This window comes from uncultured Vibrio sp. (assembly GCF_947488985.1).
Classification (GTDB): domain Bacteria; phylum Pseudomonadota; class Gammaproteobacteria; order Enterobacterales; family Vibrionaceae; genus Vibrio.
Genome location: NZ_CANLBV010000034.1, coordinates 25,599 through 40,557 on the forward strand (window position 1 = coordinate 25,599; position 14,959 = coordinate 40,557).

15 protein-coding genes are annotated in these 14,959 nt (G+C 43.1%); 13 read left to right on the forward strand and 2 right to left on the reverse strand.

Annotated features, from left to right (window positions below; genetic code table 11):
- Nucleotides 1-44 precede the first annotated feature (44 nt).
- The 3 genes from modA to modC are packed head-to-tail and all read left to right on the forward strand — an operon-like array spanning nucleotide 45 to nucleotide 2,605.
- Nucleotides 45-803: a molybdate ABC transporter substrate-binding protein gene (gene modA, locus Q1A70_RS09890; RefSeq protein WP_299689971.1), complete on the forward strand. Its 759-nt coding sequence runs from the start codon at nucleotides 45-47 to the stop codon at nucleotides 801-803.
- Nucleotides 804-1,502 (forward strand): molybdate ABC transporter permease subunit, encoded by a 699-nt coding sequence (modB, locus tag Q1A70_RS09895; protein WP_299689968.1) that lies wholly within the window; start codon nucleotides 804-806, stop codon nucleotides 1,500-1,502. It abuts the gene before it with no gap.
- The gene (modC, locus tag Q1A70_RS09900; protein ID WP_299689965.1) at nucleotides 1,499-2,605 is read left to right on the forward strand and encodes a molybdenum ABC transporter ATP-binding protein ModC; all 1,107 of its coding nucleotides are present in this window, start codon (nucleotides 1,499-1,501) and stop codon (nucleotides 2,603-2,605) included. Before modB ends, modC begins: the two co-directional genes overlap by 4 nt.
- Before the next feature lie 210 nt (nucleotides 2,606-2,815).
- Here the strand turns inward: modC and Q1A70_RS09905 are convergent, their stop codons facing one another.
- On the reverse strand, nucleotides 2,816-3,253 hold the full coding sequence (locus Q1A70_RS09905; RefSeq protein ID WP_299689962.1) for a DUF3069 domain-containing protein: 438 nt from the start codon (nucleotides 3,251-3,253) through the stop codon (nucleotides 2,816-2,818).
- Between the two features lie 152 nt (nucleotides 3,254-3,405).
- Between Q1A70_RS09905 and Q1A70_RS09910 the strand changes: the two genes are divergently transcribed.
- Nucleotides 3,406-4,353, forward strand: coding sequence for a diguanylate cyclase (locus Q1A70_RS09910; protein WP_299689959.1), 948 nt, complete (start codon nucleotides 3,406-3,408; stop codon nucleotides 4,351-4,353).
- A 67-nt stretch (nucleotides 4,354-4,420) separates the two neighbouring features.
- On the opposite strand, the gene Q1A70_RS09915 is transcribed toward Q1A70_RS09910, so the two are convergent.
- On the reverse strand, nucleotides 4,421-5,662 hold the full coding sequence (locus Q1A70_RS09915) for a GGDEF domain-containing protein (protein ID WP_299689956.1): 1,242 nt from the start codon (nucleotides 5,660-5,662) through the stop codon (nucleotides 4,421-4,423).
- Between the two features lie 267 nt (nucleotides 5,663-5,929).
- Here Q1A70_RS09915 and Q1A70_RS09920 point away from each other — a divergent pair, with 267 nt between their 5' ends.
- From Q1A70_RS09920 to Q1A70_RS09960, 9 genes are all read left to right on the forward strand, one after another.
- The gene (locus Q1A70_RS09920; RefSeq protein ID WP_299689953.1) at nucleotides 5,930-6,298 is read left to right on the forward strand and encodes a late competence development ComFB family protein; all 369 of its coding nucleotides are present in this window, start codon (nucleotides 5,930-5,932) and stop codon (nucleotides 6,296-6,298) included.
- Between the two features lie 38 nt (nucleotides 6,299-6,336).
- Nucleotides 6,337-6,618 (forward strand): HlyU family transcriptional regulator, encoded by a 282-nt coding sequence (locus Q1A70_RS09925; protein WP_299689950.1) that lies wholly within the window; start codon nucleotides 6,337-6,339, stop codon nucleotides 6,616-6,618.
- Between the two features lie 299 nt (nucleotides 6,619-6,917).
- Complete coding sequence (locus tag Q1A70_RS09930; RefSeq protein WP_299689947.1) at nucleotides 6,918-8,462, forward strand: Re/Si-specific NAD(P)(+) transhydrogenase subunit alpha; 1,545 nt, start codon at nucleotides 6,918-6,920, stop codon at nucleotides 8,460-8,462.
- Nucleotides 8,463-8,472: 10 nt separating this feature from the next.
- Nucleotides 8,473-9,870: a Re/Si-specific NAD(P)(+) transhydrogenase subunit beta gene (gene pntB / locus Q1A70_RS09935; RefSeq protein ID WP_299689944.1), complete on the forward strand. Its 1,398-nt coding sequence runs from the start codon at nucleotides 8,473-8,475 to the stop codon at nucleotides 9,868-9,870.
- A gap of 231 nt (nucleotides 9,871-10,101) precedes the next feature.
- Complete coding sequence (gene vxrA / locus Q1A70_RS09940; protein ID WP_299689941.1) at nucleotides 10,102-11,556, forward strand: sensor histidine kinase VxrA; 1,455 nt, start codon at nucleotides 10,102-10,104, stop codon at nucleotides 11,554-11,556.
- Nucleotides 11,531-12,190, forward strand: a complete 660-nt coding sequence (gene vxrB / locus Q1A70_RS09945) for a response regulator transcription factor VxrB (protein ID WP_299689938.1) — start codon at nucleotides 11,531-11,533, stop codon at nucleotides 12,188-12,190. Before vxrA ends, vxrB begins: the two co-directional genes overlap by 26 nt.
- A complete protein-coding gene (locus tag Q1A70_RS09950) occupies nucleotides 12,190-13,077 on the forward strand; it encodes a DUF2861 family protein (RefSeq protein ID WP_299689935.1) in 888 nt (295 codons plus the stop codon). Before vxrB ends, Q1A70_RS09950 begins: the two co-directional genes overlap by 1 nt.
- A gap of 50 nt (nucleotides 13,078-13,127) precedes the next feature.
- A complete protein-coding gene (gene traF, locus Q1A70_RS09955) occupies nucleotides 13,128-14,288 on the forward strand; it encodes a conjugal transfer protein TraF (protein ID WP_299689932.1) in 1,161 nt (386 codons plus the stop codon).
- Between the two features lie 41 nt (nucleotides 14,289-14,329).
- Nucleotides 14,330-14,482 carry a YoaH family protein gene (locus Q1A70_RS09960; RefSeq protein ID WP_299689929.1) on the forward strand — a complete coding sequence of 51 codons (153 nt, stop codon included), beginning with the start codon at nucleotides 14,330-14,332 and terminating at the stop codon, nucleotides 14,480-14,482.
- Nucleotides 14,483-14,959: the final 477 nt, after the last annotated feature.

A 14,959-nucleotide genomic window follows, 5' to 3' on the forward strand; every position in this document is an offset into this window, starting at 1 on the left:
CGGGTCATTCAAGAACTGAAATGCATCATAAATCAGTGGGAACAATGAAAAAGCTAACTATTCTTTTAATTATCGCCTTAAGTACGGCGTTGACTTCTAGTCACCTTTTTGCCGCAGAAAAGCTACGAGTTTATGCGGCATCGTCTATGACTAATGCGGTTAATCTATTAGTTGACGAGTTTGAGAAACAACATTCAGTTGATGTTATTCCGGTGTATGCCAGTACGTCTTCACTAGTACGGCAGATAGAAAGGGGAGCATCGGCTGATATCTTTATCTCAGCAAATGAAAAGTGGATGGCTCATCTCGTCGACCAAAAAGTTGTATCTAGTGACAATGTCACTAATTTATGCGAAAACGAATTGGTGTTGATTTCGCCGAAGGAGACGTCGATATCATTGGAGCTGTCACAAGGCGAACAATGGGCAAAACTACTGACCAATGAAAGGCTTGCTGTCGGTAATACGATGTCGGTTCCCGCCGGTATCTACGCAAAAGAAGCGTTACAAGCCCTAGGGGTATGGGACAACGTAAAGAATCGATTAGCGCCAAGTAACAATGTTCGTGTCGCATTGGCCTTGGTCGAACGCAGTGAAGCAAAACTTGGTATTGTCTACAAAACCGATGCGCTATTATCAAAAGAAGTGAATGTGGTATCGATATTTCCTTCAGAGCTACACACTCCAATACGTTACCCTGTCGCAAAAATGAGCGATAAATCGGTCGCAAACGATTTCTATCGTTTTCTCGATAGCGAAAATGCGAAGGACATCTTAAACAGTTTTGGTTTTGAAGTGCGTTAAATGATGTATTTATCGGAATATGAATACCAAGCGCTGATGTTGAGCGTGAAAGTGGCTGGTTTTGCCATCTTGTGGCTGATTCCTATCGGCATTGGCTTAGCGTGGCTGCTCGCTAAAAAACACTTTGTTGGAAAGAGTATTATAGAGAGTGTGGTGCATCTGCCTTTGGTACTCCCACCTGTGGTCATCGGTTATTTGTTGCTGGTGATGATGGGTAGACAAGGCATCATTGGAGCATGGCTTAATGATGTGTTTGGTATTGTATTCAGCTTTAGTTGGAAGGGCGCGGCGCTTGCCTGTGTGGTCGTTTCTTTACCTCTAATGGTCCGTTCTATCAGGCTAAGTCTAGAGACCGTCGACAGCAAGCTTGAAGAGGCGGCTGCCACATTGGGCGCTTCGCCAATGAGAGTTTTTTTCACCATTACACTGCCTTTAATGATCCCAGGGATCATTACCGGCACCATGCTCTCTTTCGCGAGAAGCCTGGGAGAATTTGGCGCGACAATCAGCTTTGTTTCCAATATTCCCGGTGAAACTCAAACCATCCCATTAGCCATGTATACCTTTATTGAAACCCCTGGCGCAGAGATGGAAGCGGCGCGTTTGTGTGTCATTTCTATAGTGATTGCCCTTGGTTCATTAATGCTATCTGAATGGCTTAATAGAAAGTCGGCACAGCGCTTAGGGGGGAATGCATGAGTGCTTTAATCCTTCAGTACCAGCAACAGCTTGGCGAGATCTTCTTTGATATTGATTTAACATTGCCGAGTCATGGCATCACGGCGATTTTTGGCCGCTCTGGAGCAGGGAAAACGTCACTTATTAATGCAATTAGTGGTCTTAAGCAGCCCGATAAAGGAGTGATCAGCGTATCTGGAACCACTTTGTTTGACAGTGAGAATGGCATTGACCTACCGACTTATAAACGCAATGTCGGGTATGTATTCCAAGAGTCGCGGCTGTTCCCGCACATGAAGGTCTCAGGCAATCTTAAATATGGCATGAAAGGAGTTGATAAGGCTCATTTTGAGCAAATAGTCTCGCTGTTGTCTTTGGGAGCACTGCTTGACCGTTATCCTGCTCGTTTGTCTGGCGGTGAGAAACAACGAGTTGCGATAGGCCGTGCGCTATTGTCTAAACCGAGTATTTTGTTAATGGATGAACCGTTAGCGTCTCTAGACATACCACGCAAGCGTGAGGTCATGCCGTTTTTGGAAAGCCTATCGGAAAAGGTTCAAATCCCGATCATCTATGTCACCCATAGCCTCAATGAGATTTTACGCTTGGCGAACCACTTAGTGATTATTGATCAGGGGAAGGTGCTGTCATCGGGTGTCACAGAACAAGTGTGGGCATCAAGGGCGATGCAACCATGGCAATCGTTCTCTGAACAAAGCTCACTGTTTGAAGCAACACTTACTGAGCATAATAATGATTACGCGCTGTCTCGTCTGACGTTAGGGAAATCGACGTCACTTTGGGTTCAGAAGGTGTCGAGTGACATTGGTGCAAAGGTAAGGCTGCAAGTGAGGGCAAATGATGTCTCTATTACACTAGAGCAGCCGCAAGCCACTTCAATACGTAATATCCTACCTGTGACGATTAAAAGCATAGAGAAGCATCAACAAGGCACAAATAAGCAGAGTGTCGCGGTTGAGTTAGAGCTTGAGTCGCAATGCAGCCTCTGGGCAACCATCACTTTGTGGGCATTGGATGAGTTAGCCTTAGAAGTAGGACAGCAAGTTTATGCGCAGATCAAAGGAGTAAGTGTCGCCCAGAGAGATATTGCGGTGACGCATTAGGTGAATAGGCTCAGGTCTGAATTAGTACAACTGTACTGTTAAGCTATGAATAGCTGTGGGCACAAAAAAGCCGCTTGTGTAAAACAACCTGCGGCTTAATCATAGGTATTACTGTTGGCGATCAGTTTAAAGTCGCACATCGAAATAACGAGTGTATCTAACCTTATACCAATCGTAGTCAATCTGTGATTGGTATTAGACGACAGTAACTTACTTAGTAAAGACTTCTTTAAAATCACGCTTCAAGATCGCATCACGACGAGCTTTCTTGATCTGCTTAACCATGTCTTTCACACAGTTGTGTAGTACTTGGTCTAGCAGTTGAGCACGGTACTCTTCTTTTTCTTCGTCAGTCATGTCTTCTGGAAGTTTAAGAGTAGGGAACTCTTCCATCACGTTAATACCAGCGAAAGCTTGGCTCACTGAGATAAGAGCGTGGAACTGTTCGAAGTTGTCCAAAACATTTTGTGCGCTTGCTGGCAGGCTATCCCAAGCTTCGCGTACTGCTTCTTCAGACACTTCATGAATAGAAGTCACCATAAAGTGCATCTCTTTTGGCACTTCATCGAATTCGATAACTTGACGAAGCTCTGGCGAGATTGTAGTTAAATCGATTTCTTGTTGTTCGTTGTGTGTAGTGTCCGACATAGTATTTCTCTTTAAAAAGAAACAATGCTAAAAAGATCTGTACAAAAGTCAATATAATATGGAAATTAGGGCATGATTTAAGCCTTAAATTGAGCTACTTTGAATATTCGATACGATATAAAGGTGATGTGATGATAGAAAAGGGATCTTCGATGCGCATATTACTGGTTGATGACGTTCAACTAGACAGGATTCAACTTGCTATTCGACTCAAGCAGCTAGGGCATATTGTTGAAGCTGTAGGTAGCGGGAAAGAGGCCCTGAGTGTCTATTCTGGCTTCGAACCAGAACTGGTGTTGCTCGATATCAGTATGCCCGACATGGACGGTTTTGAGGTGGCGAACGAAGTTCGTTCTCAATTCCCTGAATGGATACCTATCATTTTTCTGAGTGGTCATGAAGAGCCAGAAATGATCGCAAAAGCGATTGAGGCTGGTGGCGATGATTACCTCATTAAACCTGTCGACAAAGTCGTTCTCAACTCTAAACTTATTGCAATGCAACGTATTGCGCATATGAGGCGAGAGCTCAAACAAAGTACGGCAAAGCTAGAAGAGTTCAATATCCTGCTTCAGCAACAAGCGAACGAGGATGGACTGACCAAGCTGTACAACCGTCGATATATGGACAGTAAACTTGAAGAGATGATTGCGTGGCACGGGCGGCATAACTTACCGATGACGGCTATACTGTTAGATGTCGACTATTTTAAACCTTATAATGATAATTACGGGCACATTCAAGGTGATGATTGTTTGAGAGGTCTTGCTAGTACGCTTAAGAACCTATTCATACGTGCCGGTGAATATGTCGGTCGCTATGGTGGTGAAGAATTTATTGTGATCCTAAGTGATACAAACAGAGAAACCGCTAAGTCACATGCAATCCGTGTTAAAGATTCGCTGTTTGAAATGAACTACCCACATAACTATTCTCAAGTATCGGATAGAGTGACCGTGTCACAAGGTGTGCTCACTTTTGTTCCTAAAGGCGATGAGTCCCTAGACTCTATTTATGAAAAGGTAGACCAAGCTCTCTATCAAGCGAAACAAAGTGGCCGGAACACCTATATACAGCGTGATATTAGAGGGATTGTGTAGTGGCTTAATACAGCTAAAAAGCCATACATACAGCAGGTAAACCGGTCAGGGAGTCCCAAATATTGGGTTAACTGTGTGAACTGAGCCGGTTTCGGCCCGCTTTTTTTGCTTTGTATAGTGCGTTATCTGCAAGCTTTAATACCTCTTCTGGTTGCCTAGTAGACAAACTATCTGAAAGACCAATACTGACGGTAACATTGACCACTTTGGTCGGTTCTTCACTTTTTCCACGATGTTTTATACCGACTTTACGATCATCTGGCCGATTTTGAGTATTACGTATCGTCATATCTTTGTTCTGGATATCGGTGATCAAGGCTTGCAAATGGGGTTTAACTTGTTCAGAGTGCTTACCTTTAAAGATGATTGTAAACTCTTCCCCACCATAGCGATACGCTCTTGCCCCGCCAGACGTTTCTTTTAACATACCTGCCACCAACTTTAATACATCATCACCAATATCATGCCCATAGGTGTCGTTGAATTTTTTAAAATGGTCAATATCGATCATAGCCATCGAATATTTGCGACCCAAGTGTTTCATATCGACTTCTAAGGCGTGCCTTCCCGGGATATTGGTCAGTCGGTCATTGAAGGCCATCTCATGGCTAGCAGACATTAAATACACGATGAGCAAGATTCCCGATAATGAAAACATCGTACTAGAGATGTATTGGACATCAAAGAATATGAACGTACTCGATGAGAGTAAGATAGCACTGTAAACCACCACATCGATGGATCGGTTATACACCAGAACTAAAATGGCAGTCAGCCCCAATAGGCACAGGCTATACAGTACCAATACGAAAGGAAGCTTAGAGAAGTCTCTTACGGTAAATAATAGGCCTTCACTCCATGATTCAAAACCTCCGGCATGAAAGTGAGAGACAATCAATTTTGCCCAAACCATGAAGAGTATGACGATGACGGTAAATAGAAACATCGCTTTTGAGTTCACGCCGGTGTCAGGAAAGGCGTACACCAATAAGCAACTAACAGGCACTAAGGCAGCAAGTAACGACAACTCCAGTAGTGTGGTTCCAGTATTTAAGGGGGTTTGTAGCCGGCCTTGGATAATCAGGTACGCGATAAGCATTGTTAACGAGATCATTGCCATGCGCCCTTGTTTGAATATATGGCATAGCACAACGGACACGCTCAATAAGATATATGGCAGGTTACTAGCAAACCCTAAGTTTGAGTCTGTCACGAGAATGACACTGTCCATACCTATGAGTAAAATTGCCAGCAAAAATAGAGGAAAGCAAAATCGAAACATACTCGACGTTACAAAAGAAGAGGCCATTGGATACGGTAAACCTAACTATATTGATGATCTTGTAATTTAATTTCACATTTAGAATACGATTAAATAAGAGAATGCCAAGCTTTTTGCGTAAATTGGTGCAAAAACATAGCTATAGGTCGGTAAGTGTGCAATTGTTTTTATATTATTTTAGTTGATCTTAACCTCAGAACGAACTACAAGTATATAAAATGGATTGATTAGTTGTTATAGATGCTAACAATGTTTATGCCGCTAATCGGTGAAAACTGCAAATGGAGATGTAGTATGCAAATTAGTGTCGATGTACATAACTATATGGAAACTTTGGTAGGGAATGTTTTAGCTACCGAGGAATATGTGTCGAGTTATACCAATGAACAGTTGGCCGATCTCGCGTGTTTGGCTTTAGGACAGCTTAAGCCTATCTACATCCGCTTTGATGTCGATTTTCTTTCGGCACTACCAGAAGACAAACTGGTACTTTATAAAAGAAATAGTGAAGTCGCCGTTAAAAATGCAGAAACCATGATCATTGATGACAGAAGACGCAAACGACATGACAATGTGCCTGTCATCTTTAGTCAACATAACTTTGATGATGATGTTGAACTGGAATGGTATGAAAAGCCATTGTTGGACCGTAAACAGTCATGATAGTTTAGTGTCAGTACGGTCATTTAAGGAGTAAAAACGTGGGATTCTTTTCTAGATTATTTGGTGGTAAAGAAAAATCCGAACAAAAAGTAGAGATTGAACTAGTCGAATATAAAGGTTTCAATATCTATCAAGATGCCATTGCAGAGTCTGGTCAGTACCGTGTTGCTGGGCGAATCGAGAAAGAAATTGGCGATGAATTAAAAACGCATCGCTTTATTCGTTCAGATGTTGTTTCAAACAAAGAAGATGCCAATGAATTGATGCTCAAGAAGTCGCAGATGTTTATCGATCAAATGGGCGACAATATATTTAGTTAGTCAATTAGAGTTAGAATTGATATTGGTCATAATTTGGAGAGCTTTCAGTGTATATGCTGAAAGCTCTTTTTGGTTTTAGGGATGAAGAGCAGCTAGAGAGTTGTTATCTAAAGGATTATTGGCATGTGGTTTGACCTCTATATTCGAGCGATCCATGATTTATTTAGGCTGAGTGCTTAAATTCCGTCCAATTTGTTATAAGTAATAACTTTTGCTGTTCTTTGAATAAAACGCTTGAAGTATTAGTTGTCGTTAGATACAAACGAATAAGTCATTGTGCCAATAGTCAAGGAATAGCTATGCAAATTGGTGTACCAAGAGAAACACTCGCAGGCGAAACGCGAGTCGCTGCTTCACCGAAATCGGTAGAACAGCTTCTAAAATTAGGATTTGAAGTTTGTGTTGAATCACAAGCAGGTGCGTTAGCAAGTTTTGAAGATGCCGCTTATGAACAAGCCGGAGCAAAAGTTGTCACCGCAGATGAAGCTTGGAAATCCGATATTATCTTTAAAGTTAACGCTCCAATCGTTGATGATACTAAGAATGAAATCGACCTACTTAAAGATGGCGCGACATTGGTCAGCTTTATTTGGCCAGCTCAAAATCCAGAGTTAATGGAGCAGTTGTCAAGTCGTAACATTAACGTGATGGCGATGGATTCAGTGCCTCGTATCTCAAGAGCTCAGGCGTTAGATGCGTTGAGCTCTATGGCTAACATCGCCGGCTACCGTGCGGTTGTGGAAGCGGCGCATGAGTTTGGTCGATTCTTCACGGGTCAAATTACGGCAGCGGGTAAAGTTCCACCTGCGAAAGTACTGGTTGCTGGTGCTGGTGTTGCTGGCCTTGCAGCGATTGGCGCGGCGGGTAGTTTGGGTGCTATTGTTCGTTCGTTCGATGTTCGTCCTGAAGTCAAAGAGCAAGTCGAGTCAATGGGCGCTGAATTCTTGGAAGTTGATTTCAAGGAAGATACCAGCGCAGGTGATGGCTATGCAAAAGAAATGTCTGATGCTTTCAATAAAAAAGCAGAAGAGCTTTATGCGGATCAAGCGAAAGACGTCGATATCATCATAACAACGGCACTTATTCCTGGGCGTCCAGCACCTAAGTTGATCACCAAAGAGATGGTAGACAGCATGAGTGCGGGCAGTGTGATTGTCGATCTTGCGGCTGCCAATGGCGGTAACTGTGAATACACGGTTGCGGATCAAGTCATCACAACTGCCAATGGTGTGAAGGTTGTAGGGTACACCGATATGGTTGGCCGCTTGCCGACTCAATCTTCTCAGTTATACGCGACAAACCTTGTTAACTTGCTGAAACTGCTTTGCAAAGAGAAAGATGGCAACATCAATATCGATTTTGAAGATGTTGTTCTGCGTGGTGTTACTGTAGTTAAAGAGGGTGAGATTACTTGGCCAGCGCCACCTATTCAAGTCTCAGCTCAACCACAACAACAAGCGAAAGCAGAAAAACCAGAACCAAAAGTTGAAGAGCCTGTGTCGCCGATTAAGAAAGTGGCGGGTATGGCGGTTGCTGTTGGTGCATTCGCTTGGATAGCTTCGGTGGCTCCTGCTGCGTTCTTATCTCACTTTACCGTTTTTGTTCTCGCCTGTGTGGTGGGTTATTACGTAGTTTGGAATGTAAGCCATTCTCTGCATACGCCTTTGATGTCCGTGACTAACGCGATCTCAGGGATCATTGTGGTCGGTGCACTGTTACAGATAGGACAAGGAAGTGGCGTTGTCACGTTCTTATCATTTATTGCCGTATTAATTGCAAGTATCAATATCTTTGGTGGCTTTACCGTGACCAAACGTATGCTTGAAATGTTCCGTAAAGACTGAGGAGTAGCAGATGTCTGAAGGATTAGTACAAGCAGCTTATATTGTTGCTGCTGTATTCTTTATCATGAGTTTGGCTGGGTTATCGAAACAGGAATCTGCGCGTGCAGGTAACTATTACGGTATTGCGGGTATGGCAATCGCCTTGATCGCGACGATATTTGGTCCTCATTCAGCGGGTATTGTATGGATCATCATTGCGATGGTGATCGGTGGTGGTATTGGTATCCACTATGCAAGAAAAGTAGAAATGACCGAAATGCCTGAGCTAGTGGCGATCTTGCACAGCTTCGTCGGTATGGCGGCGGTACTTGTCGGTTACAACAGCTACATTGATCCACCGGCTGCTGTGTCTATCAACCCTGCAGATATTCATGCAGAGCACGTTATCCATCTAGTGGAAGTGTTCCTTGGTGTGTTCATCGGTGCGGTGACGTTTACAGGTTCTATTGTTGCTTTTGGTAAGCTTCGCGGCGTGATCTCATCGTCTGCTTTGAACATTCCTCATAAGCACAAGTGGAATCTAGCGGCTATCGTAGTTTCTACATTGCTAATGATCATGTTCGTAAAAGCGGATGGCAGCATGTTGGCACTGATGGTGATGACACTTATCGCATTCGCATTCGGTTACCACCTAGTGGCATCGATTGGTGGTGCAGATATGCCAGTGGTTGTTTCTATGCTCAACTCGTACTCAGGTTGGGCAGCAGCGGCGGCAGGTTTCATGCTTGCGAACGACTTGCTTATTGTAACTGGTGCATTGGTTGGTTCGTCAGGTGCAATCCTGTCGTACATTATGTGTAAGGCGATGAACCGTTCGTTCATTAGTGTTATCGCTGGTGGCTTTGGTCAAGAAGTAACAGTATCTGATGGCGATGAAGAGCAGGGTGAACACCGTGAAACTTCAGCTGAAGATGTGGCTGATATGCTTAAGAACTCTAAGTCAGTGATCATCACTCCAGGGTACGGCATGGCAGTAGCTCAAGCTCAGTACCCAGTACACGAAATCACTGAGAAGCTAAGAGCGCAGGGCATCAATGTTCGATTTGGTATCCACCCAGTTGCTGGTAGGTTACCGGGTCACATGAACGTACTGCTTGCTGAAGCGAAGGTGCCGTATGATATTGTTCTTGAAATGGACGAAATTAACGATGACTTAAATGAGACAGATACGGTATTGGTTATTGGTGCAAACGACACCGTGAACCCTGCAGCATTAGAAGATCCAAACAGCCCGATTGCTGGCATGCCAGTGCTTGAAGTTTGGAACGCTGAGAACGTTATCGTCTTTAAACGTTCGATGAGTACCGGTTACGCGGGCGTTCAAAACCCACTGTTTTTCAAAGAGAACACGCAAATGTTGTTTGGTGATGCTAAGGCGAGTTGCTCTAGTATTTTAGAGCATTTATAAAATGAACAGCATTGGTTGAGCATGAGTTATGCAACAAAACACGCTGATAATCAGGAGCTCATTTGAGCTCCTTTTTTTGATTTACTCACCATAAATTGTGGTGGCTTATAACGCGTAACCGCAACAACATGGGATTATTTGATATTACAGAGCTTTAGATGAGGTTAGAAATTTATCTTTTATAGGGAATAGTATATATTTGCTTGATCAGTATGAATCAGTGCTTAATTTGTGATCATTAAAAGAACTTATCTCCTCCTCATCGTAACGTTACTCGTTTCAGTCAATGTTTCTGCTGACTCTCTGCCTGAGCGTATCGATCAATTTACTAAGTTGTTTGATCATCAACAAGCCATCGACTCTTATGATATTCGTGAACTCCAGACAGACTATCCAACGCGTTTGATCACCCCATCTTCTATGCTGCCGCAAACCGCTGAATATCCGCTCAATGATATTCAACGCTTATATCAGCTATCAAAAACCTGCGGTGGAAAATTACCACTAAGCCCTTTGATTACCGAACCTTTAGTCTTCACTCGTGCAATGTGTAAAGGCACCAAGCTATCGGAAGGCTGGTTTAGCCGGAGTGGCTTAATTCACCCAGGGGGTGGTTCGTATGCTGCACGATATGTTGACAAGTATCCTGAAGAGTTCGATTCTTTAAAACGTTTTATGCATATTCAAGAGCGGCCAAACACCGCCCATGATGAACTGTTGTCTCGATTGCAGCACATGGATAGCGAAGCCATTACCGCATTGTTAGCAGGTGCCAGCATGTTCGTTGAACTCGATGAAATGTGGCTCAAGCGCGGTGACATATATTATCTGTATAATGAACCGATGTGGAATAGCAATGCCAAGGACGCGGGGCTATCGTTCAGTTTGTCTTCAGAAGGGAACAGCTGTTTCGTACAACGTGGTAATGTATGTTGGGAAATCGAAGATCATTCAGATCTTCTGAGGATTGCCATGTTCATCTTGGTGATCGCCAACATCATGCTGGTCTTGGGTTGGGCGGTTTACCGTTGGAACAGTAAGAAACAAGAGATGAAAAGCCGAATGTTGGTTCTTCAGATCTTAACGCATGAATTGAGAACACCAATTGCCAGCTTATCACTCACGGTCGAAGGGTTCCGACGTGAGTTCGAGCACTTACCTGAATCGGTCTATGATGAGTTCCGCCGATTATGTGAAGACACACGCCGATTAAGGCAGTTGGCAGAAGCAAGTAAAGATTACTTGCAGTCAGATAACCAACCGCTGGCGACAGAATGGGTGCCAAGTGTTGACGAGTGGCTTCAGTACAAAATTGAAGAAGATTTCGCACCGGGAATTGAACTGCGTATAAACCAAGATATTGCCGCAAAATTGAATGTATATTGGTTAGGAACGTGTATCGATAACCTGATAAGAAATGCCGTCAAATACGGTGTGGCCCCAGTGATATTAGAACTGAATACTTCTGACAAAAAACTGACATTCAAAGTTATTGATAATGGAGACTTGTCGGCCAAAGATTGGGGGCAATTAAGAAAGCCATTTGTCAGCAAGAGTGGCCTTGGTTTAGGTCTGACGATAGTTGAATCTATGGTCGGAAAAATGGGCGGTCAAATGACGCTGATTGGCCCCCCAACAACATTTATTTTGGAGATTCCTTGTGAAACAGACATTGCTTCTCGTTGAAGATGATAAAAATTTAGCTGACGGCCTATTAGTCAGCCTTGAGCAAGCTGGGTATAGATGTTTACATGCAGAGTTGATCTCTGAAGTTGAAGGCTACTGGGAACAAGCGGATCTGGTTATTCTTGATCGCCAGCTTCCTGATGGTGACTCTGTCAGCTCTCTGCCTGGTTGGAAGAAAAAGAAAGATATTCCAGTGATTCTGCTTACGGCACTTGTCACGGTAAAAGATAAAGTGACGGGGTTAGATTCGGGTGCCAACGATTACCTGACTAAACCCTTCGCTGAAGCTGAGCTTTTTGCACGAATTCGTGCTCAACTTCGTCGACCTGATGCCGAAGAACAAGATGAAACGAAAGTCATCGCACAGAACTTAATTATCGACAAAGCAACCCGCGAGGTTTTTTTCAACGAACAAGAAATCACGCTAACACGCACAGAGTTTGATCTATTGTTATTCTTAGCAAGTAATTTAGGTCGAGTTTTTACCCGTGATGAATTGCTTGATCACGTGTGGGGCTACAATCATTTCCCAACAACGCGTACCGTCGATACCCATGTACTGCAGTTAAGACAGAAACTCCCAGGTTTGGAAATTGAGACCTTACGGGGCGTTGGTTACAAGATGAAAGCGTAATGAGAAAAGCCTTATTTTCACTCTGTATATTGATGGGTGTATGCCAAACATCACAAGCTTCTGATTGGTTTCAGAGCAGTGATGTGCTAACACAGGCACACAAACATCTATTAGATAATGACTTACCCTTAATGTTTGATTCATTAGTGGAAGTTTGGCAGATCAACTCTTCTAAGGTTCGAGAAGAGCACCTTAATAATTTGTTTTATCAAGCATTAAACAAGGATTGTGGCAAAACCCTCACCCAAACGACCTTACCAACTTGGATTAACTCCGTTGTTGTTAAAAGACATGTTATTCAAAGCCCGGGACGAGATACCTTCCGGGTTGTTGTTCATGTTGAATCAGAACACGACATTAGCCGTATAACTTTCGAAAAGTGGGTTGATAAAGCCGTCTCTTCAGATAGTGAGCTGACGGAAGTGAACAAAATCGTCAACAATGAACCAGTGCGTGTTTATAACAAACGCTATGATCTCCCTTCTCAACTAGATTCTGGTCTCTATCGTTTAAGTGTCAAAACAGATGAAGGGGTGACTTGGAGTGCTTGGATTATCCTCGGTGAAGTGAGGATGCGACAGCAGCTTCGCTGGGCGTCGAAAGATACTTGGCGAGTCGATAAGAAAGAGCTTTTAAACCCATATTGCCCATTACCTAAATTGGATATTGGTCTATACGACTATGTGGAAGAGGACTACGAGCAAGTTTGGGGAAGAAGTTTTGAATCCGATTATCCAATGAGTCTGAGCGGTGAAGATATCCCCAATGACCGATATGTCTTAGCTGTTTCAATGAGACATTCTCGTTGGCAAGGCGACATAGCGATAGAACAAGCACAAACTATTAGTAAAACCTATGATATTTCTAGCGAGGAAGAGGTAAAGTAATTTAAGATTGTACCGCTAACTATCTAAGGGATCTAAAAAAGATAAACGGAATGAAAAAAATTACTAAACTACTCGCAGCGTCAATTTCCTTTGCCTGCCTACCACTTTCTGCTGCTAACTACGCCATTGAAGCGCGCGGTGATGCAATGGGTGGTGTTGGTGTTGTATCAGCAAATTTCCTAACCGCTCCATTTTATAATCCGGCATTGGTTGCGATTTATCGTCGCAATGATGACATGGGTATGATTGTTCCAAGTCTTGGCGTGAACTATAACGACCCAAACAACTTGGTCGATGATCTTGACCATCTCGTCAATCTTCTTGAATCAAGCACTGTGACACCGAATGAGCTAGATGAAGCACTTGTAAATTTAGATGGCGATAATCTGAATTTACAAGTTGGCGGTGCCGCCGCCTTTGCGATTCCCAATCAATTTGTGGCCGCTAATGTTTTTGCTAAAGTTTATACCGAATCATTTGTTACCCTTGACGTTTATTCAGACGGAAATTCGCTGACTAATGCTGAGTTGACTGCAATACAAGCGGTGTCGATCGGCATCGCTGAAGCCGGTATTTCACTAGCTAAATATCAAACGTTTATGGGCCAGCACCTTTCATTTGGTATTTCACCAAAACTGCAAAGAATCTACACATACAACTATGTCGCGAGTACCACAGATTATGAACTGACTGATGTTCGCGAAAACGGAACAGGTGAAACCATTTTTAATATCGATGCCGGTGCACTCTGGTTTTTCGGTCCATTCCGTGTAGGGCTGGCGGCGACTAACTTAATTGATCGCGATATTGAAACAAAAACTGCAACAAAAACTTTAACGGCCACAGACGGCACGACCACGACGGTCGGGAAAAGCTATAGCTATAACTTAGGCCCAATCTATACCGTTGGCGCTGGTATTGTTGCTGACTATTTTACGTTGAGCGTGGATTACGATTTGAATGAGGCGGAGAAGTTTAAATCATTTGATGACAACGAACAGATGATTCGTGTTGGTACCGAAGTGGACTTACTACGTCAGCTTAAGTTAAGGGGAGGGTATTACAAGAACCTAGCTTACTCTGATTCAGAGGGAACCTTCACCGCGGGTATTGGCGTGTCGCCACTGAATTTGTTCCAAATAGACATTAGTGCGAACTACACCAACGAAAACGCAATGGGTGCATCACTTAATTTCCTTGCTAGTTACTAATTCTCCTTATATAGTTCTGCTCCCAAATAGAGGAGCAGAACATGCTAAACGACTTACCAACCCTTTCTCATGAAGAGCAACAGAAAGCTGTTGAGCGTATCCAAGAAATGATGACCCAAGGCGTCAGCACCGCACAAGCTATCAAAATTGTTGCGGTGCAAATTAGAGAAGAAATGAGCAACAAACAAGAGTAGGGCAGAAGCCCTTCTTTTTTACAACTTAACGCACTATAACTAAATAAACTGCACTTCAATATAATATCCTGCCTAATTAAAACACATCGTGAATAGCCACAGATTGGGTTACCCCTCAAAGCTTACACCTTTAAATCAATAGGTTAGTGTGGCGTTATTAACTAAAGTAAAGGTCACAACTCCCTTTTGTGTAATTTAATTACAAGAGGTACTGAGTAGGTTTAGCTTAATAAATCTGGTGTCATGATTTTTGACCCTGAATTTAACGGTCAATTGTCGGGTTTTTGAGGGGGTGATACTGTCACTTTTATATGCTTATATAAACAAATAAACATTAAGCGGTACGTTGAGAGTAAATATCCAATATGACGATCTGGCCTTTTTGATAATTTGATTGGAGTTATACCAATCTAAGTAAAAATATGATCTAATTGAGGCTGTTACTTCTTCGTGAAAAAAGACGCTATGGACAGCCTC

What these genes read in the sequence shown, in the direction of transcription:
- modA (WP_299689971.1), top strand. Translation starts at nt 45, where the DNA reads ATGAAAAAGCTAACTATTCTTTTAATTATCGCCTTAAGTACGGCGTTG.
- modB (WP_299689968.1), top strand. Translation starts at nt 804, where the DNA reads ATGATGTATTTATCGGAATATGAATACCAAGCGCTGATGTTGAGCGTG.
- modC (WP_299689965.1), top strand. Translation starts at nt 1,499, where the DNA reads ATGAGTGCTTTAATCCTTCAGTACCAGCAACAGCTTGGCGAGATCTTC.
- Q1A70_RS09905 (WP_299689962.1), bottom strand. Translation starts at nt 3,253, where the DNA reads ATGTCGGACACTACACACAACGAACAACAAGAAATCGATTTAACTACA.
- Q1A70_RS09910 (WP_299689959.1), top strand. Translation starts at nt 3,406, where the DNA reads ATGCGCATATTACTGGTTGATGACGTTCAACTAGACAGGATTCAACTT.
- Q1A70_RS09915 (WP_299689956.1), bottom strand. Translation starts at nt 5,662, where the DNA reads ATGGCCTCTTCTTTTGTAACGTCGAGTATGTTTCGATTTTGCTTTCCT.
- Q1A70_RS09920 (WP_299689953.1), top strand. Translation starts at nt 5,930, where the DNA reads ATGCAAATTAGTGTCGATGTACATAACTATATGGAAACTTTGGTAGGG.
- Q1A70_RS09930 (WP_299689947.1), top strand. Translation starts at nt 6,918, where the DNA reads ATGCAAATTGGTGTACCAAGAGAAACACTCGCAGGCGAAACGCGAGTC.
- pntB (WP_299689944.1), top strand. Translation starts at nt 8,473, where the DNA reads ATGTCTGAAGGATTAGTACAAGCAGCTTATATTGTTGCTGCTGTATTC.
- Q1A70_RS09950 (WP_299689935.1), top strand. Translation starts at nt 12,190, where the DNA reads ATGAGAAAAGCCTTATTTTCACTCTGTATATTGATGGGTGTATGCCAA.
- traF (WP_299689932.1), top strand. Translation starts at nt 13,128, where the DNA reads ATGAAAAAAATTACTAAACTACTCGCAGCGTCAATTTCCTTTGCCTGC.
- Q1A70_RS09960 (WP_299689929.1), top strand. Translation starts at nt 14,330, where the DNA reads ATGCTAAACGACTTACCAACCCTTTCTCATGAAGAGCAACAGAAAGCT.